The sequence below is a fragment of the Planktothrix agardhii genome, assembly GCF_904830935.1.
GTDB classification, from domain to species: domain Bacteria; phylum Cyanobacteriota; class Cyanobacteriia; order Cyanobacteriales; family Microcoleaceae; genus Planktothrix; species Planktothrix agardhii.
In genome coordinates this window covers 4,172,604-4,199,504 of record NZ_LR882952.1, presented here as the reverse complement: position 1 = coordinate 4,199,504, position 26,901 = coordinate 4,172,604, and the positions used below count along the sequence as shown (strand labels likewise).

At 40.6% G+C, this 26,901-nt stretch carries 24 protein-coding genes; 14 read left to right on the top strand and 10 right to left on the bottom strand.

The annotated features are described in order from the left end of the window. The first annotated feature begins 53 nt into the window (after positions 1-53). The 11 genes from NMG88_RS19365 (at position 54) to NMG88_RS19320 (ending at position 10,398) form a co-directional block, all read left to right on the top strand. On the top strand, positions 54-551 hold the full coding sequence (locus NMG88_RS19365; protein WP_026785954.1) for a DUF2231 domain-containing protein: 498 nt from the start codon (positions 54-56) through the stop codon (positions 549-551). Next, positions 551-1,156: a DUF2231 domain-containing protein gene (locus tag NMG88_RS19360; RefSeq protein WP_026785955.1), complete on the top strand. Its 606-nt coding sequence runs from the start codon at positions 551-553 to the stop codon at positions 1,154-1,156. Before NMG88_RS19365 ends, NMG88_RS19360 begins: the two co-directional genes overlap by 1 nt. An 8-nt stretch (positions 1,157-1,164) precedes the next feature. Beyond that, entirely contained in the window at positions 1,165-2,058 is an 894-nt protein-coding gene (locus NMG88_RS19355; RefSeq protein ID WP_026785956.1) for a cytochrome c oxidase subunit II, read from the top strand. Positions 2,059-2,197: 139 nt separating this feature from the next. Further along, the gene (gene ctaD, locus NMG88_RS19350; RefSeq protein WP_254035713.1) at positions 2,198-3,880 is read left to right on the top strand and encodes a cytochrome c oxidase subunit I; all 1,683 of its coding nucleotides are present in this window, start codon (positions 2,198-2,200) and stop codon (positions 3,878-3,880) included. After that, on the top strand, positions 3,867-4,493 hold the full coding sequence (locus NMG88_RS19345) for a cytochrome c oxidase subunit 3 (RefSeq protein ID WP_254035712.1): 627 nt from the start codon (positions 3,867-3,869) through the stop codon (positions 4,491-4,493). The genes ctaD and NMG88_RS19345 overlap by 14 nt, the downstream gene beginning before the upstream one ends. Positions 4,494-4,563: 70 nt before the next feature. Continuing rightward, positions 4,564-6,075: a GMC oxidoreductase gene (locus tag NMG88_RS19340; protein ID WP_254035711.1), complete on the top strand. Its 1,512-nt coding sequence runs from the start codon at positions 4,564-4,566 to the stop codon at positions 6,073-6,075. Positions 6,076-6,118: 43 nt separating this feature from the next. Further along, complete coding sequence (locus NMG88_RS19335) at positions 6,119-6,304, top strand: Rossmann-like domain-containing protein (RefSeq protein WP_026785960.1); 186 nt, start codon at positions 6,119-6,121, stop codon at positions 6,302-6,304. Between the two features lie 32 nt (positions 6,305-6,336). Next, entirely contained in the window at positions 6,337-6,471 is a 135-nt protein-coding gene (locus NMG88_RS22755) for an AAA family ATPase (RefSeq protein WP_376786989.1), read from the top strand. Beyond that, entirely contained in the window at positions 6,468-6,635 is a 168-nt protein-coding gene (locus NMG88_RS19330) for a hypothetical protein (RefSeq protein ID WP_227381197.1), read from the top strand. The genes NMG88_RS22755 and NMG88_RS19330 overlap by 4 nt, the downstream gene beginning before the upstream one ends. Before the next feature lie 167 nt (positions 6,636-6,802). Then, positions 6,803-9,712: a glycoside hydrolase family 10-like protein gene (locus NMG88_RS19325; RefSeq protein WP_254035710.1), complete on the top strand. Its 2,910-nt coding sequence runs from the start codon at positions 6,803-6,805 to the stop codon at positions 9,710-9,712. Between the two features lie 110 nt (positions 9,713-9,822). Continuing rightward, a complete protein-coding gene (locus NMG88_RS19320; protein ID WP_227351208.1) occupies positions 9,823-10,398 on the top strand; it encodes a Uma2 family endonuclease in 576 nt (191 codons plus the stop codon). A 9-nt stretch (positions 10,399-10,407) separates the two neighbouring features. Here the strand turns inward: NMG88_RS19320 and NMG88_RS19315 are convergent, their stop codons facing one another. Then, the gene (locus NMG88_RS19315) at positions 10,408-11,694 is read right to left on the bottom strand and encodes a pentapeptide repeat-containing protein (RefSeq protein ID WP_042156219.1); all 1,287 of its coding nucleotides are present in this window, start codon (positions 11,692-11,694) and stop codon (positions 10,408-10,410) included. Positions 11,695-12,096: 402 nt separating this feature from the next. On the opposite strand from NMG88_RS19315, the gene NMG88_RS19310 reads away from it, so the two are divergent. Continuing rightward, positions 12,097-13,569, top strand: coding sequence for an MBOAT family O-acyltransferase (locus NMG88_RS19310; protein ID WP_227364800.1), 1,473 nt, complete (start codon positions 12,097-12,099; stop codon positions 13,567-13,569). Positions 13,570-13,812: 243 nt separating this feature from the next. On the opposite strand, the gene NMG88_RS19305 is transcribed toward NMG88_RS19310, so the two are convergent. The 5 genes from NMG88_RS19305 to NMG88_RS19285 all read right to left on the bottom strand — a co-directional run bounded on the left by NMG88_RS19305 (position 13,813) and on the right by NMG88_RS19285 (position 22,112). Further along, positions 13,813-17,667 (bottom strand): Eco57I restriction-modification methylase domain-containing protein, encoded by a 3,855-nt coding sequence (locus tag NMG88_RS19305; protein ID WP_254035709.1) that lies wholly within the window; start codon positions 17,665-17,667, stop codon positions 13,813-13,815. A gap of 220 nt (positions 17,668-17,887) precedes the next feature. Then, the gene (locus tag NMG88_RS19300; RefSeq protein ID WP_042156224.1) at positions 17,888-19,210 is read right to left on the bottom strand and encodes a four-carbon acid sugar kinase family protein; all 1,323 of its coding nucleotides are present in this window, start codon (positions 19,208-19,210) and stop codon (positions 17,888-17,890) included. Between the two features lie 65 nt (positions 19,211-19,275). Next, positions 19,276-19,908: a hypothetical protein gene (locus tag NMG88_RS19295; RefSeq protein WP_042156227.1), complete on the bottom strand. Its 633-nt coding sequence runs from the start codon at positions 19,906-19,908 to the stop codon at positions 19,276-19,278. 77 nt (positions 19,909-19,985) lie between these two features. Beyond that, entirely contained in the window at positions 19,986-20,597 is a 612-nt protein-coding gene (locus NMG88_RS19290) for an SLATT domain-containing protein (RefSeq protein WP_144390495.1), read from the bottom strand. Between the two features lie 126 nt (positions 20,598-20,723). After that, positions 20,724-22,112, bottom strand: a complete 1,389-nt coding sequence (locus NMG88_RS19285) for a sensor histidine kinase (RefSeq protein ID WP_227381192.1) — start codon at positions 22,110-22,112, stop codon at positions 20,724-20,726. 226 nt (positions 22,113-22,338) lie between these two features. On the opposite strand from NMG88_RS19285, the gene NMG88_RS19280 reads away from it, so the two are divergent. Then, positions 22,339-22,662 carry a DUF3155 domain-containing protein gene (locus tag NMG88_RS19280; protein WP_026785969.1) on the top strand — a complete coding sequence of 108 codons (324 nt, stop codon included), beginning with the start codon at positions 22,339-22,341 and terminating at the stop codon, positions 22,660-22,662. Between the two features lie 604 nt (positions 22,663-23,266). Here NMG88_RS19280 and NMG88_RS19275 read toward each other — a convergent pair. From NMG88_RS19275 to NMG88_RS19260, 4 genes are read right to left on the bottom strand one after another with little or no spacing between them, the layout of a single operon-like run. Then, positions 23,267-23,797: a cofactor assembly of complex C subunit B gene (locus tag NMG88_RS19275; protein ID WP_026798149.1), complete on the bottom strand. Its 531-nt coding sequence runs from the start codon at positions 23,795-23,797 to the stop codon at positions 23,267-23,269. Between the two features lie 29 nt (positions 23,798-23,826). After that, positions 23,827-24,189 carry a PadR family transcriptional regulator gene (locus NMG88_RS19270; protein ID WP_042156231.1) on the bottom strand — a complete coding sequence of 121 codons (363 nt, stop codon included), beginning with the start codon at positions 24,187-24,189 and terminating at the stop codon, positions 23,827-23,829. A gap of 57 nt (positions 24,190-24,246) precedes the next feature. Then, the gene (locus NMG88_RS19265; RefSeq protein WP_042156233.1) at positions 24,247-24,927 is read right to left on the bottom strand and encodes a hypothetical protein; all 681 of its coding nucleotides are present in this window, start codon (positions 24,925-24,927) and stop codon (positions 24,247-24,249) included. Next, positions 24,927-25,781 (bottom strand): M15 family metallopeptidase, encoded by an 855-nt coding sequence (locus NMG88_RS19260; RefSeq protein ID WP_042157849.1) that lies wholly within the window; start codon positions 25,779-25,781, stop codon positions 24,927-24,929. Before NMG88_RS19260 ends, NMG88_RS19265 begins: the two co-directional genes overlap by 1 nt. Before the next feature lie 118 nt (positions 25,782-25,899). Here NMG88_RS19260 and NMG88_RS19255 point away from each other — a divergent pair, with 118 nt between their 5' ends. Beyond that, positions 25,900-26,844, top strand: a complete 945-nt coding sequence (locus NMG88_RS19255; RefSeq protein WP_042156235.1) for an AEC family transporter — start codon at positions 25,900-25,902, stop codon at positions 26,842-26,844. The last annotated feature ends 57 nt before the right edge of the window (positions 26,845-26,901 follow it).

The following is a 26,901-nucleotide window of genomic DNA, read 5'->3' as shown; positions in this document are numbered from 1 at the left end:
TTTGATGCAATTTATTCTGGATTTTTAGGTTTAGTTACAAGATTAAAAATATCATGTTCGAGTATCTTCCCCCACTTAACGACCATAATTTGCCCTATCCTGACACGATGCACCCAATCGTAGTGCATTTTGTGATTGCTATGGTGTTGTTTGCGGTTTTATGTGATGTAATTGGCTATGTCACCCGCAATCCTAGACTGTATGAAGTCAGTTGGTGGAATTTGTTTTTTGCGACAATTTCCATCTTCATTGCTATTATTTTTGGACAGATTGAAGCGGGATTAGCCGAACCCTACTCAGCAGCAGAATCAACCTTGAACCTGCATACAATACTAGGATGGTCATTATCTGGGATTATTGCAGCAATTACCGCCTGGCGCTATGTATTGCGATCGCGCGATCCCAAAACCTTGCCCCCCTCGTTTTTAGGAGTAAATATACTGTTAACTGGAATAGTATTTTTCCAAGTTTATTTAGGAGATGTGCTGGTGTGGGTTTATGGACTACATACAGTTCGAGTTGTTGAAGCCGTGCGGGAGGGCTTGTTGTAATGAATAATGATTTAATCGACCAACTCCAGGGACAATTGGGTGCTAATGGCTTACCTTACGCCCTGCCCATTCATCCTAACCTAGTGCATCTGACCCTGGGATTGTTTATTGTGGCGATCGCCTTTGATATCGTAGGTGTACTATTTCCCCTGGAAAAACCCATCTTCAAATTTTTAGCAATTCCCGCCACCCGGTCAAATTTCTTCGATGTCGGTTGGTATAATATGCTCGCCGCCGCCATCATCACCTTCTTTACCGTAGCAGCAGGTTTCTACGAAATCATGTTAGCATCACCAGAGGCAGATGTCAAAAGCGCCTGGGGCTTACAAGCGATGGAAACCATGCTTTGGCACGGAGTCGGTGGGGTTGTATTATTGCTGTTAATCGTGGCAATGACTGTATGGCGAGGGTTTCAGCGCTTTCTATGGCGTAAAGATCAAGCACAGCAAGTACAGTGGCTCTACCTCGTAGCCGGATTGGGTATTTTCGCTTTGATGTTCGTTCACGGAACCCTGGGAGCGCAATTGGCAGCCGAGTTTGGCGTGCATATTACTGCTGATCGGCTGTTGCGGATCGGAGAAAATCCCAATTTGCTGTTGAACTAGGGGAAAACATGAAAATTCGTACCATTTTAATTTTAGGCGTCATTGCGATCGCCCTTGCCCTGATCAGCCTGTGGATGGGACAGCAATCCTATTCTTGGTTTCCCCCCCAAGCCTCAGCAGAAGCCCAATTGATTGATCAGTTATTCAGCTTTCTGGTGACGCTGGGGACGTTTATTTTTCTGGGAGTGGTGGGGACACTGACCTACTCAGTATTGTTTCAACAGGCCGGCAAATACGATACCAGCGATGGCCCCCACATCGAAGGGAATGTGCCATTGGAAATAGTCTGGACGGCAATTCCCTTTGTGCTAGTGGTCTCGATTGCAGCCTACAGCTACCAGATTTATGACCAAATGTCAATTTTGGGGCCGATGGAACATATTCATGGGTCAATGGCGATCGCAGCCCCCTTAGATGCTTCTTTGGCAACACCGATACATCCCATCGAAGTCCGTGCCCGTCAATGGGTATGGGAATTTTACTATCCCGACCAAAATATTACCAGTACGGAATTGCATTTACCTAACAACGAACGGGCGCGCCTGACACTAGCATCGGAGGATGTGCTACATGGCTTTTATGTACCTGCCTTTCGCGTCAAACAAGATATTATTCCGGGTCGGGTGATTGATTTTGAGTTCACGCCCATTCGGGAAGGACGGTATCGGTTGCGGGATTCCCAATATAGCGGAACTTATTTTGCGGCGATGCAAACCGATGTGGTGGTGGAGTCTGCCGACGCTTATCAACAATGGTTAGCAAATACGGCAACCCAAAAGCCTATAACGGCTTACAATCGCGCTTTTACTGAATATAGCAAAAGAAATAATAGCGATCGCTGGAAAATCGTTGAGCCAGCCCTTCCTCCCGTAGTCAATTATTCCAATTCTGGGATCGAATAATGCCAAATTCAATCACAAAAACATCATTCAAATCATGTTAGAGAGGTTTGATTTTCAAATCCATTCAAAATAAGGCTTGTATATCAAGATCCTACATCAAATTAAAACAGCCTAACTAAACAACGATTACTTATAAACCATGACAAATATTTCTGTTGATGCGATCGCGGATATCCAACAACCCATGGACGAAAGTCCTGAAAATTGGCGGAGATTTTTCGGTTTCAGTACCGACCATAAAGTGATCGGGATTCAATATCTAGTAACATCCTTCTTTTTCTTCTTAATTGGCGGTATTCTGGCCATGATTATTCGTGGTGAACTGATCACCCCGGAAGCCGATTTGCTTGACCGTGCCGTTTACAACGCCATGTTCACCATGCACGGGACTATTATGTTATTCCTGTGGACATTCCCCTCCTTGGTAGGATTATCCAACTATCTCGTCCCCTTGATGATTGGGGCCAGGGATATGGCCTTTCCCCGCTTGAATGCCGTGGCCTTTTGGATGGTTCCGGTATTTGGGGTGATCCTCATGGCCAGCTTCTTTGTTCCCGGCGGCCCCTCCCAATCGGGTTGGTGGGCCTATCCTCCGGTGAGTCTCCAAAATCCTACCGGGAACCTGATTAACGGCCAAGTTTTGTGGATATTGGCGGTGGCGATATCCGGTGTGTCCTCGATCATGGGGGCGGTAAATTTTGTCACCACCATTTTTAAGATGCGCGCCCCGGGAATGACCTGGTTTCGGATGCCCGTATTTGTCTGGACGGTATTAGCAGCCCAAATTATTCAACTATTTGGCCTACCTGCCCTAACCGCCGGGGCGGTGATGTTGTTACTCGATCTTACCGTTGGGAGTAGCTTTTTTGACCCAGCGAAGGGGGGCGATCCCATTCTATTCCAACACTTCTTCTGGTTCTATTCTCACCCGGCAGTTTATGTGATAATTTTGCCAATTTTTGGCATTTTCTCCGAGATTTTCCCCGTCTATGCCCGCAAACCATTATTTGGCTACAAGGTTGTTGCTATCTCCTCGCTAGTAATTACAGGTTTGAGCGGTATTGTTTGGGTGCATCATATGTTTGCCAGTGGCACTCCTGGTTGGATGCGGATGGTATTTATGGCAACTACGATGTTGATTTCAGTTCCCACTGGAATTAAGGTTTTTGCTTGGGTGGCAACGGTTTGGGGTGGCAAATTGCGCCTAAATACCCCCATGTTATTTGCCTTGGGTGGTTTGGTGATGTTTGTGTTTGCCGGGATCACCGGGATTATGTTGGCAGCAGTCCCCATTGATATTCATGTCAACAATACCTATTTTGTGGTCGGACATTTCCACTATGTGATTTATGGTGCTGTGGTCATGGGAATGTACGCCGCCCTATATCACTGGTTTCCGAAAATGACCGGGCGAATGTATTCCGAAGGTTTGGGTAAATTGCATTTTGCCCTAACTTTCCTGGGTACTAACATCTGCTTTTTCCCGATGCACCCGATGGGATTAGAGGGAATGCCCCGCCGCGTTGCCTCCTACGACCCCGAATTTGCCTTCTGGAACGTAATTGCCAGTCTGGGGGGGTTTTTGTTGGGGATGTCTACATTGCCGTTTCTCCTCAACATGATTGGATCTTGGGTGCAGGGGGAAAAAGCGTCGAAAAATCCCTGGCGAGCTATTGGGTTGGAATGGTTACTATCATCACCTCCAACAGCAGAAAACTTTGAAGAATTGCCAATTGTAATTGCTGAACCCTATGGTTACGGGAAATCAGAACCGTTGGTTGCTAACCCTGATGCGCTGGAGATAGTCCATGAATCCCACTGATATTGATGCTCTCAATGTAGTCTCAAGTCATGCCTTAGAAGGGCATGGAACAGTCGCCCATACCCATGATGAAGCGGGTAATAGTATGTTTGGCTTCATCGTATTTTTGCTGTCGGAAAGTGTAATTTTTCTTAGCTTTTTTACGGGATATATTGTTTATAAAACTACCGCTTTAGAGTGGTTGCCTATCGGTTTTACAGGGCTAGAAATCCGCGAACCAGCTATTAATACAGTGGTGTTGGTTTCTAGTAGTTTTGTGATCTATATTGCTGAACGTTTTCTGCACGTTAAGAATCTCTGGGGTTTTCGAGCATTCTGGCTGTTGACAATGATCATGGGCAGTTATTTCTTGTATGGTCAGGCGGTGGAATGGCGTAGTCTCCCCTTTGGTTTTACCGATGGCGTATTTGGGGGCAGTTTTTATTTGCTGACCGGATTTCATGGTCTTCATGTGTTCACAGGAGTGCTATTACAGACAATTATGTTGGGGCGATCTTTTATTCCTGGGAATTACGACAAAGGCGAATTTGGGGTGGCAGCAACCTCCATTTTTTGGCACTTTGTTGATGTGATCTGGATTATTTTGTTTATCCTGATTTACGTTTGGCAGTGATGGTTATTTCTGTTTTTGACATATCCGCATTATTAGTTATCAGTGTAAGAACCTAACTACCGTAAATATCATGATTATTGACGATCAAAACTACGATCTAATTATTATTGGTACAGGCGCGGGGGGAGGAACTCTCGCCTATAAGTTAGCCTCGACAGGGAAGAAAATCTTGATTTTGGAGCGGGGGGATTTTATGCCCCTGGAAGAACAGAATCGCAGTAATGTCGATATCTTCAAGCGGGAACGCTATCATGCCACGGAACAGTGGTATGACAGTTTCGGAGAACCGTTTTCGCCCCAAATGAATTATGCAGTTGGTGGTAATACCAAAATCTATGGCGCCGCCTTACTGCGATTTCGGGAAGGGGATTTTGAAACTGTCCAGCATCAAGGAGGTATTTCCCCAGAATGGTGTTTGAAATACTCGGATTTTGAACCCTATTATACAGAAGCTGAAACGCTGTATAAGGTTCATGGTCAGGCAAATGACGATCCGACCGAACCTCCCCGGAGTGCCGATTATCCCTTCCCAGCAGTGGCTACCGAACCCCAAGTTGCCCAAATCTATAAAGCGATCGCTAAACTTGGTCTTCATCCTGCTCCTTTGCCTTTAGCTCTTACCCGCCAGGATGACGATCCTACCAACGATTCGGAAGTTAGTGGCATTGCTCCCGCCTTAACCCATCCTAATGTTACCCTGAAAACCGGGGCGAAGGTGGTTCGTCTGCACATAAATCCATCGGGTCGGGTGGTGAAAGGGGTGCAAGCTGAGATCGATGGACAATCCCATCTGTTTCTAGGGGATATTGTGGTGTTGGCCTGCGGTGCGGTGAACTCGGCGGCGTTGTTGTTGCGTTCGGTGAGCGATCGCCATCCCAACGGTTTGGCCAATAGTTCGGGTCTGGTGGGGCGGAATTTAATGAAAAGCCTGATGACCGTAGTAGTACAACTGAGTACCAAACCCAATTCTGGAGCGTTTCAAAAGACAGTCTGTGTGAATGATTTCTATTGGGGCGATGACGATTTCCCTTATCCGATGGGGCATATTCAAAACTCGGGAGGACTGCTGACCGATATAATTTTCGCCGAAGCTCCACCGATGTTTTCCCTGCTGGCAAAATTTATGCCCGGTTTTGGATTAAAGCAGTTGGCAACCCATTCTATTGGTTGGTGGGCGCAAACGGAAGATTTACCCGATCCCAATAACCGAGTCCGGTTTGAAGGGGGAAAACTATTTATTGACTATAGTGCCAACAACAACGAGGCACATGATCGCTTAATTTATCGCTGGACTGAAGTTTTAAAAACTATTGAAAAACAACTGGAAGGCTTTCAACAGGGGGTATTACATCCCCGTGGTGAAGTGCCGATTCAGGTGATGGCCAATCAGTGTGGTACTTGTTGTTTTGGCGATGATCCTCAAACTTCGGTATTAGACCCCAACTGTCGCGCTCACGATCTCGATAATCTCTATGTGGTAGATGGTAGTTTCTTCCCATCTAATGCTGGGGTTAGTCCGGCTTTGACAATTATTGCTAATGCGCTGCGAGTGGGCGATCGTTTAATTGAGCGGTTGCAGTAATAAGCTGTTACGCATTTAAACCTTATTACCCTAGTGAGCGAGGATGCTCACACTGGTGTTAATGGGGTCTACGACTCCCTGGCTATCAGAGTTAGCGGATATGGGGATTAACTATTTGGCTGGGGTGGCTATTACCGATGCAGACGCATTACGACAAACCATTGCTGAAGGGGGAGGGACTCGTATTTTTGATGTTGGGGTACAATATTGCGTCTTACAGTTATATTAAATAAACTTTAAGGAGTATTCAAAACTTTCTCTATGGAAGGCTATAAATTTATTAATTCGCTAACAATTCAGAACCTTCTCTCCTATGGTTCATCAGAAGAAATAATTGATTTACAGCCACTAAATGTGATCATTGGCACAAATGGTGTGGGAAAATCAAAGCTTTGATATCCGCTTTAAGTGAAATTCCCGAATCTATTCTCGTCTGTGAACGAGATGAAAGAGGAAGCCGAATGAGACGATTAGAACCTAAAAAGTTGAAAAAATGGCTAGAAAATTATAGCTTAGGGGATTTATGGCGGATGGGAGAAATTGGAGGAAATCGATGGTAGAATAGTTAGGATTTATATGCTCCTCGTCCAATTTTAGGGGTGTGGAGTTGAAAAGACAGAGAATTTGGCAGAATTTTAGGTTTAGCCTAAAAAAAGACTTGACAATTCCCTCTATTTATGCTAACTCACCTGAATTAATTTTATCATTAAAAAACTAATATAAACCAATGGTGCAACGGCGATCGCAAACATTTTTCCAACAGATTATCCTTGGAACTCTTGCCAGTACAATCTTACAATTATCAATTCCCCTAACTTCCTTAAGCCAAATAAATGCCCCATTAGGGGTAATTCGTGATTCTGAACAAACCACGGACTGGAATAGCATTGAACAACGCTTAAAAGCCAGTCGAATATCCTATCAAACCCTGGATTTAAACAATATCAAAAGCCTCACTGATCTTCAGGGAATTAGAATTTTATTTATCCCTAATATAACTGTTATTAAAACCGAACAAGCCAAGGTTCTGCAAGAGTGGGCAAAACAAGGCGGACAGGTAATTGCCAGCGGCCCAGTCGGAGAAAAATCTACCCCGTTAGTTCGTCAATTGTTGCGATCAATTTTAGGTTCCTATTGGGCTTTTCCCCTCACAGTTCCCGCTAAACCCCAAATTGCAAAAAATCGCTGTCGAACTCAAGATCCCCTCTGCGCTTCCCTAACAACTTGGGGGCCAATTCAAGCCAATGCTAACGCCGTTGACGGGGGGGTTTTAATTCCCACTACCTTAGAAAGTTATACCGCCGGAATTTGGGAAGCTAGTGGTAGTTCTCCCGCCGTTATTACTACTCAAAAAGCCACCTATTTAGGCTGGCGCTGGGGAAATCAATCCTCGGTGGAGGTTGATATTGCTTGGTTACAAGCGGCGCTCAGTCGTCATGGTTTGGCTGGAAACCCGACAACAACTCCCGTCGCCACCGTGACCATCCCCGTCCCAGCCCCTACACCGTCCCCAGCAACGGCCACCCTTCCGGCTTTTACAGCCCCAGTAACGGCCACCCGTCCGGCCCCTACACCGCCCCCAGTAACGGCCACCCTTCCGGCTTTTACAGCCCCAGTAACAGCCACTCGTCCAGCTAACCCCATTCCTGTACCCCTGCCCACGACACCAAGGGTACAACCAACGGCTACTGTCCCATCTCCACGTCCGGTGACACCTGCGATACTTCCCCAGACTCCGGTTTCCCCCCCGCGTTCAACTACGCCCCCCGCCACCAGCCTAACGGCAACTCGGACATTACCCAATACTCCGACGGTTCCGAGTGGTTTTATTGACCCTTCCGAACAAATTGCCCCGGCGGGTTTAGAAGTGCAGCAAGGAAATCAACCTATTGAGGAATTAACTGCCATTGCAATGCGTCAGGAATTAGTAGATTTATTAGGACGTTTTGAAAATGCTTTAATTGCCTCAAATTCCGGTAATATTCCGATTAATTTACAGGTTGCTTCCACTCAATTAACAGCAGGAACTGGAGGAAGTCTAGCCAGTGCTAATTTTAAACAATCCGATCAAATTATTACTAAAGCTAGAGAAGTAATTAAGAATTTTCCCGAATTAGTCGCACAGCAAAATTGGTCAGAAGCTCGCCAGCAATGGTTAGAAATTCGTCAACAATTATGGCAACATTATCCCACGGAAGGAGAACGATTAGGGGCGGAAATTCGGGCAGTTTGGTTAGACCGAGGAACTATTGTTAAAGCCAAAAATGAAGCGGGACTGGCGCAGGTTTTTGATCGGTTAGCTTCGGCGGGAATTAATACGGTTTATTTTGAAACAATTAATGCAGGTTATCCGATTTATCCCAGTCGAATTGCGCCCGCGCAAAACCCATTAATACAAGGTTGGAACCCATTAGAAGCGGCGGTGAAATTAGCTCACCAACGGGGTATGGAATTACACGCTTGGATCTGGGTATTTGCGGTAGGAAATGATCGTCATAATGAACTGTTAGGACAACCCAGTAGTTTTTTAAGTCCGGTAATTCAAGCCCATCCTGATTGGATCAATATTAATAATTATGGAGAGTTAAGAAATACCCGCGATCGCAAAGTTTATCTTGATCCCGCCAACCGGGAAGCTAGGGCGTATTTAATGCGTTTAATTAATGAAATTACTGCCTATAATGTCGATGGGTTGCAATTAGATTATATTCGCTATCCGTTCCAAGATCCAAGCGGAAGTTACACCTATGGATATGGGAAAGCGGGACGGGAACAATTTCAACAATTAACAGGAGTTGATCCGGTTAATATTACTCCCAAAAACAATCAATTATGGAATCAATGGAAGCAATTTAAAACCGAACAAATAACCTCCTTCGTTGCAGAAGTTTCGCAATTTTTGAAGCAACAAAAACCTAATGTAATTTTATCAGTGGCGGTGTTTTCTAATCCTGAACAGGAAAGGATTATGAAAATTCAACAACAATGGGAAGTTTGGGCGAAAAACGGTTATGTGGATTTAATTGTTCCGATGACCTATGCAATGGATACCAACCGTTTACAACGAATTACTCAGCCCTTAACCCAGGAACAACGGTTAGGGTCGGCGTTAATTAGTCCATCAATTAAGTTACTAAATCTACCTGAAATTGTGGCGATTGATCAATTACAATCCTTACGGGATTTACCAACAGGAGGATATTCAATTTTTGCTGCTGAAAGTATTGGTAATAATCTCCAAAACTATTTGCATAGAACTCAAAATAATTCCTCGAAAACTCAACCTCCCATTCCCTATCGCCAGCCCTTTGCTGCGGCGCATGATCGCTATTTAGCATTAAAAAGGGAATGGAGTTTTCTGTTAGGAAATGAACAACTTTGGATACGAGATGAGGAATTAAAATCTTTGAGTATTCAAGCGGAGGAGTTAGCACAAACCCTAAAACAGTTAGAGGATAATCCTTCTACTCAAACTTTAGGAATCGCTCAAGAAAAGTTAGCAACTTTCCAAAAACAATTCCAAATTTCTATGCGTTTACAAGCCTTAGAACGTCCCTATCAAGTCTCTAGTTGGGGAAATCGTTTGGCGAGTATTAATATGTTATTACGCTATGGAGAAAGAAGGGTAAAAAATTAATCAAAAGATAGTTTGTTGTTGTGCTTTAGCACTCTCAGCACTTAGGGGCTGAAGCCCAACAACGTTATACTTAATAATTAATAGGGCTATTGTAAAGTTGAGGTGACAACATGACACAAACCCCTGTAAAGTTAACGTTTGAGGAGTATCTAACCTACGATGACGGAACAGATAATCGTTATGAACTTGAAGATGGGGTGTTAATTCCGATGACACCTGCGAGTCCCATTCATTCTGATATTATCGAATTGCTTTATGATAGTTTCAAAGCGGAAATTAAAAGACTAGGGTTAGATTGGAAAGTGAAACAGGGAGATGTGGGGATACGAACTAGATTAAGTCGCTCCCGACAACCGGATATTGCTATTATTCAAGCAGAAGATTGGCGACGGTTACGACATTTTAAAAAATCAGCGATTCTCGAAGTTCCGGCTTTATTAGTGGTAGAAGTTGTGAGTCCAGGGGAAGATAACGAAAACCGAGATTATGTTAAAAAGATGACTGAATATGAGGAATTTGGGATTGCTGAATATTGGATTATTGATCCTTTAATAGAACAAGTTATGATCAATTTTCTGATGAATGGAAGTTACCAGAATACTATTTTTACAGGTCAACAAAGGATTATTTCTCAACTATTTCCCGATCTCAATTTGACAGTGGAGCAAATTTTTATGGCAGAATAAATAAAAAAATCAACGATCTAACTTATTAGGAATACCTTCGCACCCTCCGGGGATAGTTTTTCGAGATTTAGAACCGCACCATGCACAACAATAATAACGATTTTCTTCTGATAAATTATCAACGCCAGTAAAGTCAGCATTTTCTACCACAGCCCCCGTATATTCTCCGGTTTCAAAATTAGGAATTAATGTGCGACTGCGAGGGGAAGCTGTTTCTACAGGGCCATAAAATAGTTTAATAGAACGTAAATTTGTCCGGGATAAATCGGCTTCATAAAGAATAGAACGGGCTAAATTAGCGCGGACTAAATTACATCCAGTTAAATTAGCTTTGACTAAATTAGTATCCGTTAAATCCGTCCGTCGCAGGTCAGTTTCAGATAAATCTGCTCCCGCTAACATCGCCCCCAAATCAATCACCCGCACCCCATGGGCGCGATCTTCGGCATAATTTCCATTACCATCTAACATCGGACGTCCTAGATGGCGATCGCGTTGTAAAGGAGTAATTAATCTAGCTTGAGATAAAAACCGGAGAATTTTAGCTTTCCCTTCCGCATCCACACTTTTAACAATCGCTGAGGTTCGTCCTTCTGCAATCACTCTTTCCTGCGGCCAATCTTCTAATAATCCCTGTTCTCCTAAAGCTAAATCAGAAACTCCTTGAAAATAAGCATCAATGGTTTGTTGTTGAGTAATTCGGTTTTGTTGAATAGTTAAATCCCGAGAAATAATATACTGTCTCCAAGCCACATAAACGGCAATAATAGCAATTAAAATTTGACCTAATGCTCCACCTAAATCCCCCAAAGCACCAATAGCATCCCAATTAATTGTAATATTACTTACTTCATTGGGAGTATTCGCATTACTAAAAATAACTAAGCCAATTAAGGAGCCTAAAATCCCAACACAAGCAATAATTAAGTTGCGCCAACTCGGGGGAATTAATGTTTCCCAAACTTTTCCCCAATTCGACCAAACTAACCGCAAAGATAAGGCTAATGTGGCGAAAGCACTTGCATATCCTAATACAATATTATCAATTCCTAACCCTAAAATCATCAATGCCATCGCCGATAGCACCACGACCGAACCCGATACCTGATTCGGTCGATCGTTCAAAGTCGAGTTTTCAGTTTCGATTTCCCAAGAGTCCACGGGGGAGAGTTGGATCGCCTGCGTTGGGGTTTCCGCTTCTGAAGGCTCAAGGGTGGGTTTATGCGTCGCACCATTAAGGGTTTCGGGGATATGCTCCAGTCCTTGAGATGGGGATGAATTTGGCTCTATGGTCATCAGTTAACCTCTGTTGTATTCAGCCTGAGAATTATTTTAATTAAAGTTATCCTAATTTTAGCTGAATCTAGTTTAACATTAGTTTAGGGTTCCCAAACATGAGTTTTTTAGATAAAATATCCACTAAGAGTGCATAGGTTCTACACTTTTAAATATACAGGTCTTAATAATATAGCAATTTTATCTATTTTACGAATTACCTGAGATGAGATTCTGGATTGAGGGAGAGGGGACTTGAATGATTATTGATCTAAAAAAAGATATTTGTAGGAGTGATCCATTGATGTATGAACAACTAAAATTATTTTTTAAACTTTTTAATGCCCGTCTTTCTCTAAACATTGCAATCTGGGTATTTTTGAGTTTAGTTTTTATCGAGATTTTGATTTTAATTCCTTATTTATGACATTTATTTCAGTTACCTACGGAATATTTTTATTGATTTTATTGGGGTTATATTGGATTATTCCTTGGAAATCTTGGCGACTTTTTATCCTATTAATCTCAAGTTTGCTTTTCTATTCTACCTTACAAATTCAATATATCCCCTTACTCCTACTTTGGACAGTCTTTAATTTTGGTTTAGCCTTAACAATTGTCGAACCTCAAGAATGGGAAATCCCCCATATTTCTTGGAATCGTCGTCGCACTTTTTTACTCATATTAGGAATTATCATTAATATCTTAATTCTAGTTGGGTTCAAATATTTACCTTTTATTTTCAATACTCTAGGAACACTCTGGAATATTCCTATTATTATTAATACCGGAAGTTGGATCGATCAATATGTTATTGCCCCATTAGGATTAAGTTTTTTCTGCTTTGAATTAATCGCCTATTTAGTCGATGTTTATCGAGGCGCGCCCGCAGCAACTTCCCTACTAGAATTTACCGCCTATAAATTATTTTTTGCCAAACTAATATCAGGGCCAATTACCCGTTATCATCACTTAAATAATCAGTTTAAAACCCTAAAATTCCCCATTCCCGAACAAATTGCAGATGGACTTTGGTTACTAGCCAGAGGTGCCATCAAAAAAGGGCTTTTTGCCGATAATATTGGAATTTTAGTAGATTTAAGTTTCAGTAATTTACAACGGGCTGGGAGTGGGGATTTATGGTTAGCAATTTTCGCCTATGGCTTGCAATTATACCTGGATTTTAGCGGTTATGTAGACCTAGCAAGAGGCACAGCATTACTGTTAGGATTGACTTTACCAATTAACTTTGATTCCCCCTATTTTAGCACCAGTATCGGAGATTTTTGGCGTCGTTGGCACATCACATTAGGGGATTGGTTACGCAATTATTTATATTTTCCTTTGGGGGGTTCTCGGGTGGGATTATTCCGCACCTGTTTGAATTTAATTCTAGTTATGTTAATCGCAGGAATTTGGCACGGTGCCGCCTGGGGATTTATAATTTGGGGGGGATTACATGGATTAGCATTAGTAGTTAATCGTCTCACCGAAGTGCTATCTAAACAATTATCAATTACTTGGATTTGGAATAGTTTACCCGGAATTTTAATCGCTTGGTTAATCACTCAATTGATGGTATTTACGACTTGGATTTTTTTCCGACTCCCTAATTTACAAGATTCTTGGTTAGTCATCAATCGGTTATGGGGTCATACCGCCGATGTCCAGTTTGCCCATAAAGTTTATGTTGAAGCCTTGGGTTTAGAAAGACACCATCTAGTGATTTTATTATCCTCTGTTTTTGGATTAATGGCAATTACAAATCTATTAAATCGAGGGTTAAAATTAGAATTAAATTGGACAGTAAAATTAGCTTTAGTTCCCTTGAGTTTCTTCACCGTTTGGTTATTAGCACCCGCAGGGGGTTTACCATATATTTATTTTGATTTTTAAAACTTTACCTTGATAAAAAGCTTATATAGCAATCCTATTTGAGTTGTGTTTAAAATCCCTGATCAAAAGGGAACACCGGAACAGCCCCCCCAAGGGGGCTTGGGGGGGAGAGATCTGGGGTAATACTTCTGGCCGTTTCATATCAGTATTGAAATGTTACAACCTATTTAGGATTGCTATATTGGAGGAACAAAACCCATCCGTTTACAAGGTTGATTCCTAATAGGTTGTTAATTCTTCTGTTCATACTAGGTAAAGTTGATTAACCTTTTGATTAAGTTCTTGATAGGTTTGGCGGAGAGTTTCTATTTTCCGGTTAATCGTTTCTCTAAGACGATCACACTCTGCAAAAATAGCTTCTATTCCTGCATCTTCTTTGGGGATTTTCCCAGACGATAGCAAATCAGTCCAAGTTAATCCTTGTTGTTCAAATTGGGGAAGATAGGATTTAAGATATTCTAAAACTAGGGGACTATCTGAACGCAGCAAGGGCATTTTTCCTAAATATAACTGATCGCCATTAACTTTAACTTTAGTGATGGGTTGATGGCGATCGCCAATCACTTCAACTCGCTGAGGTTCTGCATTTAAAAAACTCCATGTCGGAAGATTTAACTGTTCAAATACACGCAAAAAATTAATTTTTATTTGAGGTTCTTTTGGGTCATAATCAAACTTGATTTGATGTCCTTCTTGACAATATTGATAAATTTCCCAGTTACCCTCAACTAGAATATCAACACAATTAATTAAAGGTTTTTGCTGTTTAAAAGGAATATTTTTAATCGGAAATTCCTTTAAATCATCGGGATAAATTCTACTTTTTGCAGGTTTTTCATCACTACCTGCTCTCATAATATTTTCATCTCGATTATTTTCTAGTAATAACCGTTTCCCAAAATCAGAAGCAAGGATAGCAACAATATATCTGAGATCAAAGTTTTTAGAAAAATTGGCTTGTTGTTGAGCATACTCATAAATTTTAACTTTTTTTCCTTTACCCTCTCCTAAAATTCGTTGCTGCTTTTTGGAAAATTCATACATTTGTCGCGGTTCATTTGCTAAACGTTTAATTTTAAAAACTGTATCCCACTTAATACAAAATCTCACGCTATCGGGAACATAAAAACCATCGCCGTGACTAAGACCTCTATCATAAGTTGGATAAGAAGTCATACCAAACAGAATTTTAGGATAATCGTAAAGTTCAGGAATAGTAGCTCTGCTCACTTGACTTGGCACTCTTTCTGTTCCCCATTCTAAGTATCTAATTTTATCAATAGCAAAGTTTCTAATAATATTTTCACCATCTATATATTTCTTTGTGTGTTCTTTTGACGAACTAAGAGATAACAGATCATCTTTCTTAAATAATCCTGATTCAGAATGCAAAACCATTGCTTTAGTACAATAACAAATTTTCTCTAAATCTATAACATTTTCTAAATTTTGAGTATTTATAAACTGTCTAAACACTTGACCTTGATAGTTTTGTTGAGATAAAGGTTCTAATGGTTCAATCTGTTCTAATGTGTTAGAGTGTAAAACTCGTTTGACTTGGGTTAAAGATTCAGGTTTCACATTTTCCAAAAAGAAAATTGTATTATTGACCATAGCATCGGTAAATAAGCGAACATTATTAAAAAAGTCAACTTGAATAATTTTAAGATTTTCTGTCATAAAGTTTCTCAAAAGTTCGGCATAATTATTCGTTTGAATTGCCCTAGAAACAATTAAACCGATTTTTCCATTATTCTTAGTTAACTTACAAGAAAGTTCAACAAAGGGAACAAATAAATCCCACTTTTCATGTAGAGTTTCAAATCTCCCTGTTTGTTCAATTTCTCGACGGTAATTTTCCATACCGGGTTCATCTGCACGCACATAGGGGGGATTTCCCACAACAAAATCAAACCCTTCTGAAAATTCTTCAGATTTAGTTTTAATTTTATCTACTATTAAAAGTTCTAAATTGATAATAGGATTTAACAAAGGAGTCCGAATATTCTCCCGCTTAGGAAGTAATAAAGAATCGGTATTATAAACATTAAATCGATCAATTGTGCAGTCGGGCAATCTTCCCTGATCTTTCGCTTGTTTTAACAAATCGATCACCTGAATTAATAAGTTTGTTTCTGCTAAATAGCAAGCAAAAGGGTTAATATCCATACAAAATAGAGAATTTTTGACCTGTTGAATAATTAAAGGTATATTTTCAATCGGGATTTTTTCCTGTTTATTGCGATAGGAATTAATTAATCTTCGGGCAGCATGAACTAAAAAACTTCCTGAACCCCCCGCTAAATCTAATAAAGTTTTATCTCTAATCTCAGGATTATTAGAAGTATAACCCAGAGTATCTAACATATATTCAACAACATTTTTAGGGGTAAAATATCTCCCTTGCTCATGTTTACCTTCCATCACATATCGACCATAAACCATACCAATAATGTCACTATCAATTTCTGCCAAATTAAACCGATTAAGAATATGTAAAATTTTAATTAGGGTATTTTGACTGAGGCGATACCAATTAAATAAATCTTCTTGACTGAAAAAATGAGCATAAATATTTTGTGCAGACCGATAAGACATTTCTAATAAATAACCCATCCCCGCACCTTCTGCTAAGTCTAAATATTGTGGAATAACGTTTTCTCTCCAATTTTTAAACCCACCATTGGAAAATTTACGGTTAATTAATCCCTTATCTTCACAGATTCTAACAATTAATAAACGAATGACATAAACATAAGCGGTTTGACGTGCAAATTCACTTTTTAATTTTGCTTCATCAGATCCTTGAAGTACGGTTTTTGTAATTAAATTTTTCCAGGTTGTATAATATTGATGGGTTTTAATAGCATGATCATAATTTAAACGTTGTTGAGCTTCCCATGCTTTCCAGTCTAAGACTAAACGATCATAATCTTTTAACTTTTCGACTAATTTAGGATCAAGTTTAGTAATTTTAGCTTGGGGAGTAATTTTAATTCCTAACTCTTGTTGTTTAACTTTTGACAAGGGAGAAAGTAAATCTAACTGTTCATAAATTTCTGCGTTTTGATTTTTTTGGGATTTTCTAGCTTGTTGTTTAGTCTCTGCTTTTTTGAGACGCTGTAAAAATTTATCCCCTAATTGTTGAATTGAACCGCGCGGATTATCTGCAAATTCTATTAACTTTTCTTCTGCCCATGAATAATCATCTAATTCTAATAAACCCGCACCAGAAGCTCTAAAATAATTCAAAATTTCTTTTCTTAATTTAATTACTATTTTGGGTGCTGTTTCCAACTCATCGGCATCACTAGAACCATTTCCATTACCATTGGGTAAATATTTAGCTTGGCAAAATTCATCATATTCTTCAAACCATAAATCAAGTTGATATAAAACATCTTCTTCTAAAAGATTGATCGATTCTCGTAAATCATTAATTAGTAATTCATCAAAATTTTCATTTCTATCTTGAGAATAAGCTGATAACTTCCATTCAGATTCAGGTTTAGAAATATCTTGAATTAGTTTTTCAATCCCTTCAAAATTGCTTCGATGAAACCGACGAAATAAACCTTTTAAGGATTGAATTTGATGAGTATTTAAAGCTTCAATCCCCGTTTTAGATTCAGAATAAGTTTCTACAATTTCTTGAATATCTAAATGTAAAATAGGATTAGGAGAATTAGGATTTGATAAATCCCACCCTAATAATAAACGTCCATTACAAACTAATCCTAATTGATAACCTCGACTCCGAGCATAGTCAGATAACTGTTTTAGGGGTTCTGGTTTACTTAAATTATAAGCAGTATTTTTGTCTTCTACTAAAAAACATCGAATGTTACCTTGAGATAATTCAACTTGAAAATCAGGGCGTGTATTATCTTTACTCTCACGATTTGTTTGGTTTTTAGAAATATTCCCCAACTCAAAACCTAATGCTTGTATAAGTAAAGGTTCAATAATTTTGGAATCAACAATATTATCTTCATCATTTTGCTGAGGATTAGCAATATATTCTAGGTAAGTTTTCTCTTGATAAAAATTAGAACCTGTAAAAATTTCAAAAAATTTTACTTGGAATTGTTCAAACATAAAATCAAGAATATATAAATATTATTATCTCTAGTGATTATAACATAAACTTTACGCTCTACTCAACTAAAGTTTCTGGGGTTCCTGTGTTGGTACTTACGCACTCCATCGAAAGCACATAATTTAAGGGAATAGGATATATATACAATTATGAGCTATATATATCCCCCTAAATCTATCGAAAAGGACGGATATATCGTAAATATTTCAGGATTTCATATTAGGTTTGAGGTTGACTTAATCGCTGATAAACCGTGGCTAAACCCTTAGCATCTCCAACATTTCCAGGGAATAAAACCACAGGTAAATTAGGATAGAGGGGATGATTAGAAGCGGTTTTAACCATTGAACATCCTGCTAATACTTGACCCAATAATCGGGCTGTTTTTAATGATAATCCTTTACTCAAAACATCATTAGAAGTAATTCCACCTTTACTAATTAAAAATCCAATATCCGGCGGTAAACCTCTGACAATATCCATCAGTAAGTCTGAAACTTTACTCCCAAAGGCTAACCTAATTTCTACCGTATCAAATTGTAATTCTTGACGACTGGTATAAATAACCGGGGTTTGACCTGCATTATGAATAGCATAAATTTGGTCTAAAATTTGTTGTAATAATTCCTGTCTTTGAGTCTCACTTTCTTCTAATAAATGGGAAACATCTACCTCAATTCCGACTATTCCAGGTGCTTGTAATAGTTGTTCTAATTGTTGGGTAGATTTCTTAACATAGGAACCCATAATCACCACACCCGGTTTACCATTTCGGGTATATTTTGCCATTTCTTCGGCGGGAATCGGTTGCTTTCCTAAAGCAGCTAAAGAGGTTAAAATACTCGCCGCACTGCGGAACAAAAAGCGTTTTCCCTGACTAGCTGCGGTAATAATATCCGAGGCAAATTGATCAAAATCTCCTTGATTTTCCCCATCAACCACCACACATTGATTCCCGGTTAAATCCATTAACCGAGGTAAAGTTCCTACCCGCATATCCGATAACAAAAATTGTTCTACTTTTTCCGAAGGAATCAAACCTTTGGTTTTTTCGGTGACATAATCGGGTAAATAACTATGTTGATAAGCGAAAACAGAATCCTTAGCAAATTCGGTTAAATGAACCGGGGTTTCTACACCATCAATAATTAAATAATGAATACTATTGCGGGTAATTCTTCCGCCTTCAAAAAAAGCCGGAACTAGAAAATGGGCATCAAAGGGGCCAAGTTCATCCGCAATTACATCGGTTTCTACGGGATAGTGACCTCGCAGGGTAGAATCGGAACGACTGACCACCAGAAAGTCGGTGATGGACTCGGCGGCGAGGGCTAGTTTCAGATTTTGGGTGACTTCACGGGTGACGGCGGTGGCTTGGTCTGGGGTTAGGGCTCTGGTATTGGTTAGAATAAAGAAAATCGGAGATTGGTCAGCCAGTCCAGTTCGCAGGGTATCGACATCCCACTGGGTCAGAAGTAAGCAACTATGGACGGTTTGAGAACCTGTGGGGTCATCATCGAGAACAATAATTTTAGGTCGCATTGGAGTTCCTATAAAAATTTGTTAAGACTATGTTAAAAAAAGCCTAGCACTTAATAGGAATTTTGTTAATCCTGAAGTTGTTTTAACAGTTGATGAACTTCGGAGGCTATTTCAAAGGCTTGATACAGGAGTCTTCCTTGTTCTGTTGTCGGTTTTTCAGTTTGTAATACGGTTAAGGATGTGAAATTTAGATCAAAAAGTTCTGGATTTTTCTCGATAAATTTTTTATTTTTTTTTAAGATTCGTTCTATTTTTAATCCTCGGATTAATTCTATTCTAATTAATTTTAAAGCGTGAATAATAGCATCTTGATTATCTAATTTTGCTTGGGGATGTTCCGTTGCTTCGATTTGATGATAAATGTTTAAGGCTTTAACAATACTATTATAATTATCTACTTGATTCAATAGTTTAACACACTGAGGACGATTTAAGGTTAGCCAAATTTTAATCATATCCTCAAGAACTAATAAAATGATCAGGATTAAGTAAATTATAATGAAAATTAAGGCAAGTTCTGGAAAAATTAAACTCCAAATCCAATAACTAATTAATAATAATCCAGCAATGACTAAGGTTTTTAATCCTTCCCCAATAAGTTTTTTAGCTGTCCCTGGTCTATACAGCAAATTTTCGTTAATCCCACTCCAATGTTTCAGTTCTCCTGGGGTAATTTCTAATCCATCTAAATCAGTCATCAGTTATCAGTTATCAGTTAAAAAGTTTATAGACTTGTAGAGACTTGCCATGGCACGTCTCTACTGAATAACTGTTTTTACTGCTTTTCAATTTTTTTTATAGCACCTGGCATAAGTTTTTGTACTGAATTATTAGTATTTATCGCTTTTTGATAGGCCCATTCTGGACAAGCAGGCAGGTTCTTTTTACTTTCACTATAAGTAAAATTAAGCTGAGTTAAATCATCAAATTCTTCTTTAATAGAGCGGGGTTCTAATCGACATTTGAGAATAAAAGAGTCATATTGATCTGCCATTTGTTCATAAATCCTAGAAGCATTCAAATGATTATTAGCCCTACCATTAGGATCTAAAAAAGTCAATAAGGGGGCAAGAATTGCCACTAAAACCGCAATCACTACAGATAATAATTGATACTCTCCCCCTAAACTATTAATAGCTTGTACACTAGCAATGGCAGCTAAAATTGTACTGGGAATCCCGATATAAAGATGGGCGGTTGACCAACGAATTGAAACATCAATATGGGCTTGACTCAACACCCGACAAAGGATTTTTCGCTCAATAGCACGATCAGTTATATCTTTCTGAACAATATAAGGGATAGGCTTATTTAAACTATCCTCTGATCCAGTGGAGGGAGTCATGGGTTGATCAATACTATTATCAGGGCTACTGGATGAAGTCATGTTTTTTTATAGCGAGGAATAGGTAATGGGTAATGGGTAATGGGTAATGGGGAAAAAAGATTTTACCCTCTAGGTTTGAATATCCCTTGGGATGACGGAAAGATTGGTTGAGAAAGAACGATTCTATCAAATTAAGTTCAATTCTTGATCCGGGATTGCCACCCGCACCCAAACTATAAATGTCGTTCCAGGCGAAGTATTATCAGTACAAGCCCTATCCTCGGATACCCAAGCCGGATGGACAGGAGAGAAGACTTGAATTTCTCCTTGCATCTGTTGTACAAAGGCTTTAGCGATCGCTAACCCCAAACCCGTCCCCGGAATTTCAGAATTAACCTGAACACCGCGATAGTGACGTTCAAACAGATGCTCCAAATCTTCTGGGGGAATTCCTGGGCCAGTATCACTAATACCAATACCCACTTGAGAGTTTAGGGTTTTTCCTCCGACTGGGGAAGGAGAAGCCAGTTGAACTCGAATATAGAGTTTTCCCCCAGCAGGAGTATATTTTAAGGCATTATCGAGAAGATTACTCAGAACTTCCCGCAGAGCTTTAGCATTCCCTTTTATGGGGGGCAGGTTTTCAGGTATGTCAACTTCAAATTCCAATTGTCGTTCCTGGGCGATCGCCTCAGACGATACAATTAAAGGGGATAATACCTCCGACAATAATAGGGGTTCAAGTTGATCACAAGCAGGTAACAAGGGTAAGACTGAATTCGAGAATAGGGAAGTTTCGGCCGTGGATGTGGCAACTTCCACCGTTAGAGGCAAACTCAAGAAGCTTTGGGTCTGTTCTAAGGTTTGATCCGCCTGTGCTAATAATTCTTGAATCCGATCGCTCTCCCTTAAAATACTATTAGCAATAGGATAATTTTTATCTTCGGGTAATAGTCGCTTTAATAATAATTTACCAAAGGTACGAACAGCCGTTAAAGGGCTTTTAAGTTGATGGAATATATTATGCAGTGTATCGGCTTGCTGTCCTTGCAGTTGTTGTTGTCGGTCTATTTGTTGCTGGAACCATTGGGCGCGTTGATCTAAAATACAGCCAAGGGCTAAGGTATGGGCAATCGCTTGGAGTTGAGCATATTCCTCCGGGCTCCAGGGTCGGTCATTGCGTCCAGTCACCAAAAATCCCAAAACCACATCCTCTTGAATTAATGCTAAAACCTTTTGACTCCGTTGTTGCCAAGGAGCTTCTGCTTCCACTTCTGTTTCCGAAAAATCATCCATTTCCACCGCAGGCATTAAGACTTTTGTTTTCCCGGTGACTTCCGTGGTTAATAGCATGGGTGAAATAGGGGTTAAGGTTTCGGGCAGACCCATCAAACCCGGAATATCCAAATCATCCGGGGATGTTTCAGGATAGGTGGCAATGGGAATCAATTTTTTATGTTCTTCATCTACCCACGCCTCAGCTAAATAGACTACACTCAAGGAAGCGCCCAAACTCGCGGTTAACGACAGTTGGGTGCGGCACAGTTGGACAAATTCAGCACTGGCTGTGAGCATGGAATTCAACAGGTAATTGGTAATTGGTAATGGGTAATAAAAAGGGTTTACCTCCCCTGCTCCCCCTGCCTCCCCTGCCTCCCGATCCCCTACTCCTGATCCCCTTCTTTATCAATTTGTGTCAATCTATTAAAATAGCTTGATATTTTGAACTAGAACAGATATAATTCCCTCGGATTTTGTAGCTATATTTACAACCCGCCTGCTTAAAAAGGAGGTCAACAAGTTGGCTAGAAGACGTAAGCGTAAAAGCCGTCGCAGACAAGAAGGACGTAGGATTTTAGAATGTGTGCCTCAATATAGCATTTCAAGTGGCGAAGATAAACCCGTAACGGCCGCTCGTAAGTTTATCCATGCTGAAGGAATTATTCCTCCGGCTTTGCTTCTTGTAAAACGAAATGAGCATACCACGGATCGATACTTCTGGGCTGAAAAGGGTCTATTTGGAGCCCAGTACGTTGAGGAGAATCACTTTTTATTCCCCAGTTTAAAACAGCTTGTGGAGAAGGCCACATTGGTTTCCTCTGCTTCCCCAGCTAAGGGGGTTTGAAATCGAGATGTTGTCTGCAACATCCCATCTTCTTAGTGAAAGGGTTTTATCAGAAAAATGGGTTTAAAACCTCGTCCTTCTAGGACGACTTTCCTTGAACGCATTAATTAACAAATCGAACAAAAAGTTTAACTTAGTGAACGAGGTTAAACTTAAGTCGCGGGAGGGCATTCCGAGACTTAAAACGGACGTGGAGACCGTGTAAGACTACCGCCAAGGTAGCAACAGTCTGCGAAGCGTCAACCCCATTCAGCGACCATCCTGAAAAGGTGGCGTGGTGAGTAATCCCCTTCCGTTTACGGCGGGGTGGATGTCAAATCCAGAACTTTTCTTGAGCCGTGACACCTGATGAGAGCCATGATTAACATGAGCTTCACTCCTTAACTCTGATAAGGCAGGCGCGAGGGAAAAAAATTAGTCAGTTGATTCCGGGTGCTGGTTGGGATGAATTTCTCTTTATTCTTACTGGCAAGGTGGAATTACTCCCAACCCCAGTGCCACGAATCAAAATTGTTCTAATTTTGGCAATTATATCCTGAATAAAGATTCAAGACCGTTGGCATCCTTGTCGTGTTTGCGGTTTTGAACCTGATGGTAACTAAAATTATTCGCAGGGTTTTAGGTTAAGGGCTTGTTTGAGCGTCGCCAGTTCGTCTCGGTGGGCAGTTACGGTAATCAAACTTTGAGTTTGTTCACCCTGATCAATGACGGCATCTAGCTTGAGATAGACCTGTTCTGGACGCCCGGAGCCTTTCCAATAGAACCAACCGGCCAGGGGCGAAAGTAACACCAGTCCCCAAAACAGTTTGCCTAGGTTGGGCATAGCCATAGATAGGACTAACCCCAAACATAACAGTCCCACGGCGGTTAATAGGGTGAGGAAGATAGCTAAAAACCAACTGGGACGGACTAACCCCTCAAAGGTGATTTGATTGGCTTCCCGATTTAACGCCGTAATCCGATAGGCTCGGGAGGCAAAATGCTGCTGGATTTGTGTGAGCAAGGAGTCTGCTTCCTGTTCGGCAATCAGTTTTTCCTGTTCTATCCGATCTTTAGTTGAAGCTCGAACAAAAAAGAATAAGCCAATAACCATTAACAGAGTCAACACAAAAGTAGAAGGGATTACGGGAGTCATAGGAAATGAAGTCAGTCTAGTTTTAAAGGTTATTCATTGATTTGTAGTTTACCTTGGCTAGAAGTGTATTCGTACCAAAGTCCGGCTAATTCTTGGGCTTGGGGTTGATGTTCCGGCAGAATTTGATACATCCGGCGAGGTCGTCCCCGACCTTCAACCTTTTGCCAGTATCCCGTAATTGTTCCTTGTTTTTCCAAAAACTTGAGGGCGCTGTAAAGAACCGTATCGGATAATCTATAGTTAGAATATTCCTGCTCCAGTTGTTCAATTAGTTCAGTTCCATAGGAGTCCCTTTGGAGAAATACAGATAAAATATAGCAAACCGCCAGTTCTTTATTAAGATAGATAGGTGGCGGTTCTTGGAAAAATTGATAGATTTGTTCAAAGGTCATAGAATTTTCCCTTTTGCTTGAATAATCGGCAGTTATCCCGTCGAACTATTTTCTATATTATTGCTTTTGCTGTTCTATTCCTAGACAACAATCTTCTACAGAAGCCCGATTTCTCATCGCTTCCACTAAACCCAAATAAGCCACTTTGTGAGTTTCAATTAATGTTTTAGCCTGTAATATTGCCCAACGCTCCTTAATTTTAGCTTCACTTAAAGGGCGTTGTAGCTGAGTCCAAATTGCTATAATTTTATTTCGATCTTCCCGTCCTCCTTCGGCTTTTTTAAATATTAAAGTTTCTGCGGCAATTCCCGCCATCCAAACTGCACAATAACGATCTAAAACCTGAGCAGAAATCTGACCCTGTTGCAATTGTTCCCATAAAAGTTGATCAGCAAACTGCACCCCCCCTTGAGCTTTAAATCCTTGTTTAAAGGCTTCCCAGCCATTTAAGGCATATCCCTGAATAGGAATTTCCATCAAATAGGCTACCAAAAAATGTCCCGCTTCATGGTGTAAAATTCGCTCCTGAGTTGATGCGGAAGTTCCTGCTAACCCATCTATTAATAAACTCGCCCCCTGACCTTGAAACTGAAAAACATCTAAAGTGGCAACCCCCAATAAAAAAAAAGTAATCCCCGCCGGAATCAAGGGCGAAATATTTAATACCGGACTTAATAACACCGATAGAGTCATACAGAAAACACTAATGGCAATTAGATTTAAACTGGTAGTTCTCATCAATTTTCCTTCCGGTTTCTGGCTTTGTAAAAAGTTTCCAAACTATCGCGATCGCCCACAAAACGCCAATGCCAAGGTTCATAACTCACTCCTTGGGGATTGTCTTTAGGAAAGGATAACTCAAAACTATGAAAAGCGGCATGATCTTTTAACCATTGAAACGCCGGGGTTTCTTCAAAACTGACATTCAAATCCGTAGAGGGTCTGCCCCCATCTCCAATATCAATGGCATAACCCGTATGATGTTCACTATAACCCGGAGGAGCACTGACCTCTGCCCGTTTAGTTGCCATTTGTCCCCGTTGGGCTTTGATTTCAAAAAAGATCGTTTCCTGGTCTTTAACACTGCGAAAGGTTGAAATCGGAACTAAACTGACCCCACTAGCTCTGGCATCCTGTTCCATTTCTTGATAGGCTTTGGCGGCAGCTTTGCGTAACCGATGCCCCCCATCGGCCGTAATACTTTTTAACTCTGATTCCGGGGCTTCTTGATAGGGGAGATGACCCAATAAAGTCTCGGGAAGGGTCGGAGTTGGGGTTGGGGTTGGGGAACTCGTTGGCGGGGGAGTTGAAGACAAAGACGCAGAAGGTGAGGGCGTAACCACAGAAATTGGGGTTTGGGCTACGGGAATATCAGACCGAGGAGCCAGAATTCCAAATTGATAATTCATAACTAAGGCGGTACAGAAGGCTACCACGGCTAACCCTAGCATTTTCCAGAATAGCCCCGGCTTCCCAGAGGAGCCAGAGGAAACCACCGGAAGCGAGGGAATATCTCGTATCGCCTCTGGAATATCTTCTGTTACGCCATCGGCTAAGGTTTGGGCCTGTTTCGGCAGACTAGAATTCTTCAACGGTTTGACTCCTGACATCCATGAAAGTCTCGATTTTATTAGATAATCCCCTATTTAGTCATCCATCACAAGCACTTGTCTGTCAACAGCCAAGGGTCAACACTTTAACTTAATCTTTATGTCTAATTCTATAAGTCAACTTTTAACGCTTTATCAATGGCTGGTTGGGGGCATTTTAATCGGATGGATTTTGGGTCGAAAATTACCCGAAATTGTTCCCTATTATTTAGGTAAAATTTTATATTGGGGTGTGGTTCCGATTGCCATTATTGCCTTTTTAAGAAAAGCTGATTTATCGGGTTCAATTTGGATTGCTCCCTTAGTGGCTTGGGCTGCTATTTTCCTCGGTGCGGGGTTAGCTGGGATAGGGTTATACTGGCAAAGCCGCACTCCACAATGGGATATTTTACCCCAATCTCTCCCCGGTCAAGGGAGTTTTTTATTGGCGGCTATGGTGGGAAATACGGGATATATTGGTTTCCCTGTAAGTTTAGCATTAGTCGGCCCGAAATATTTTGGTTGGGCTATATTTTATGATGGCTTGGGAACGGTGATTGGAGCCTATGGGTTGGGGGTGGCTTTAGCTGCTAGGTTTGGTATGGGAAGACAAGATCCTTGGCAATTAGTTGGGGTGTCATTAACTAATCCGGCTTTAATTAGTATGGTAATTGGTTTAATGGTGCGGAATATTCCTTTACCAAATCCGATGGAACAGGGTTTACGCGGCATTGCTTGGGGAAGTGTAGCCTTAACTTTAGTGTTAATGGGAATGCGTTTAAGTCAGCTTAATTCTTGGCATCATTTCCGACCTGCTTCTGTGAGTTTAGCGATTAAAATGTTAATTGTGCCTTTAGTTTTAGGTTATGGATTAACACTATTAGGATTAAAAGGATCTCCTTTATTAGTTTTGGTCTTACAAATGGCAACTCCTCCGGCTTTTGCAACTTTGGTATTAGCCGAAGCCTTTAATTTAGATCGAGAATTAGCCGTTACTAATTTAGCAATGGGTTCTACGCTATTATTATTAACTTTACCTCTATGGTTGTTTTTATTTGGCTCATAAAACTCTGTCACGATTTATTAAGAATCAACTCGGCCAAGCAGTAAATAACCCAGTTGA

What these genes read in the sequence shown, in the direction of transcription:
- NMG88_RS19325 (WP_254035710.1), top strand. Translation starts at nt 6,803, where the DNA reads ATGGTGCAACGGCGATCGCAAACATTTTTCCAACAGATTATCCTTGGA.
- NMG88_RS19290 (WP_144390495.1), bottom strand. Translation starts at nt 20,597, where the DNA reads ATGACTTCATCCAGTAGCCCTGATAATAGTATTGATCAACCCATGACT.
- NMG88_RS19345 (WP_254035712.1), top strand. Translation starts at nt 3,867, where the DNA reads ATGAATCCCACTGATATTGATGCTCTCAATGTAGTCTCAAGTCATGCC.
- NMG88_RS19265 (WP_042156233.1), bottom strand. Translation starts at nt 24,927, where the DNA reads ATGAGAACTACCAGTTTAAATCTAATTGCCATTAGTGTTTTCTGTATG.
- NMG88_RS19300 (WP_042156224.1), bottom strand. Translation starts at nt 19,210, where the DNA reads ATGCGACCTAAAATTATTGTTCTCGATGATGACCCCACAGGTTCTCAA.
- NMG88_RS19335 (WP_026785960.1), top strand. Translation starts at nt 6,119, where the DNA reads ATGCTCACACTGGTGTTAATGGGGTCTACGACTCCCTGGCTATCAGAG.
- NMG88_RS19320 (WP_227351208.1), top strand. Translation starts at nt 9,823, where the DNA reads ATGACACAAACCCCTGTAAAGTTAACGTTTGAGGAGTATCTAACCTAC.
- NMG88_RS19355 (WP_026785956.1), top strand. Translation starts at nt 1,165, where the DNA reads ATGAAAATTCGTACCATTTTAATTTTAGGCGTCATTGCGATCGCCCTT.
- NMG88_RS19285 (WP_227381192.1), bottom strand. Translation starts at nt 22,112, where the DNA reads ATGCTCACAGCCAGTGCTGAATTTGTCCAACTGTGCCGCACCCAACTG.
- NMG88_RS19315 (WP_042156219.1), bottom strand. Translation starts at nt 11,694, where the DNA reads ATGACCATAGAGCCAAATTCATCCCCATCTCAAGGACTGGAGCATATC.
- NMG88_RS19365 (WP_026785954.1), top strand. Translation starts at nt 54, where the DNA reads ATGTTCGAGTATCTTCCCCCACTTAACGACCATAATTTGCCCTATCCT.
- NMG88_RS19255 (WP_042156235.1), top strand. Translation starts at nt 25,900, where the DNA reads ATGTCTAATTCTATAAGTCAACTTTTAACGCTTTATCAATGGCTGGTT.
- NMG88_RS19305 (WP_254035709.1), bottom strand. Translation starts at nt 17,667, where the DNA reads ATGTTTGAACAATTCCAAGTAAAATTTTTTGAAATTTTTACAGGTTCT.
- NMG88_RS19310 (WP_227364800.1), top strand. Translation starts at nt 12,097, where the DNA reads ATGACATTTATTTCAGTTACCTACGGAATATTTTTATTGATTTTATTG.
- NMG88_RS19295 (WP_042156227.1), bottom strand. Translation starts at nt 19,908, where the DNA reads ATGACTGATTTAGATGGATTAGAAATTACCCCAGGAGAACTGAAACAT.
- ctaD (WP_254035713.1), top strand. Translation starts at nt 2,198, where the DNA reads ATGACAAATATTTCTGTTGATGCGATCGCGGATATCCAACAACCCATG.
- NMG88_RS19270 (WP_042156231.1), bottom strand. Translation starts at nt 24,189, where the DNA reads ATGACCTTTGAACAAATCTATCAATTTTTCCAAGAACCGCCACCTATC.
- NMG88_RS22755 (WP_376786989.1), top strand. Translation starts at nt 6,337, where the DNA reads ATGGAAGGCTATAAATTTATTAATTCGCTAACAATTCAGAACCTTCTC.
- NMG88_RS19275 (WP_026798149.1), bottom strand. Translation starts at nt 23,797, where the DNA reads ATGACTCCCGTAATCCCTTCTACTTTTGTGTTGACTCTGTTAATGGTT.
- NMG88_RS19360 (WP_026785955.1), top strand. Translation starts at nt 551, where the DNA reads ATGAATAATGATTTAATCGACCAACTCCAGGGACAATTGGGTGCTAAT.
- NMG88_RS19340 (WP_254035711.1), top strand. Translation starts at nt 4,564, where the DNA reads ATGATTATTGACGATCAAAACTACGATCTAATTATTATTGGTACAGGC.